The organism is Pseudomonas sp. P1_F7 (assembly GCF_056405655.1).
The window spans coordinates 1-371 of sequence record NZ_JBFUBR010000096.1 but is presented as its reverse complement, the minus strand read 5'-3'; the positions used below and the strand labels follow the sequence as shown (position 1 = coordinate 371).

General features: G+C 60.1%; 1 protein-coding gene. It reads right to left on the bottom strand.

Features of this window, described 5'->3' with window-relative positions; translation table 11 throughout:
• Nucleotides 1-371 (bottom strand): hypothetical protein (locus tag AC1D1M_RS31535; protein WP_477778715.1); only part of this gene is annotated, 371 nt, incomplete at both ends.

Sequence of the window (371 nt, the reverse complement as noted above, 5' to 3'; positions counted from 1 at the left end):
TCGGAGCGCGAGGCGCCTTTGACACTCCAGCGGGTTTCCACGGTCTTGGCCAGCTGGCACTGCGGGCTCTGGTTGCTGAACGGCAGGTCGAGGTTGTCGTCGGCGTAGTAGGTGGTGAACACCTGATGGACGTTGTCGCCCTGAGTGGTCTTTTCTTCGGTCAGCAGGTGGAAGCGGTTGAAGGTGCGTTCGATGCGGCGCACCTCGACACCGTCGGCATAATGGGTTTCGGTGGTGCCGTAGCGATAGCGCTCGGTGATTTTGTAGAGGTTGTCCAGGCCATCGTCGCTCCAACTGATGCTGGCGCCGTTGCCGACAAAGTTGTGACTGCTGCCAGGCAGGTTGCTGTTGTCGTAGCTGTAGCGCATCTC